This is a genomic window from Paraburkholderia sp. SIMBA_053 (assembly GCF_046534895.1).
GTDB lineage: Bacteria > Pseudomonadota > Gammaproteobacteria > Burkholderiales > Burkholderiaceae > Paraburkholderia > Paraburkholderia caledonica.
In genome coordinates this window covers 1-248 of record NZ_JAWRXU010001340.1, presented here as the reverse complement: position 1 = coordinate 248, position 248 = coordinate 1, and the positions used below count along the sequence as shown (strand labels likewise).

Here is a 248-nt window from a genome sequence, read left to right as displayed (position 1 = left end):
CGGCGGACGTGGCGCTGCAGGTCCAGGGCCGACAGCGGCTTGATCATCACGTCCGGGAAGCCTTCGGCGGTCAGGCGCGGGATCGCCCCGGCATCGGCGGTATGCGCGATGGCGGGCGTGCCCGGGTGCAGCTCGTGCAGGCGGGCCAGCAGGTGGCTGCCGCAGCCATCGGGCAGGTGGGCATCGATCAGCCACAGGTCGTAGCGTCGATCCCGGGCCAGGGTCAGGGCGGAGGCCACGCTGTCGGC

At 73.4% G+C, this 248-nt stretch carries 1 protein-coding gene; it reads right to left on the bottom strand.

The genetic code is table 11. From position 1 onward, the window contains the following. Positions 1-248, bottom strand: a 248-nt coding sequence (locus tag SB753_RS39970) for a response regulator (protein WP_410805535.1), incomplete at both ends; no start/stop codon positions are given.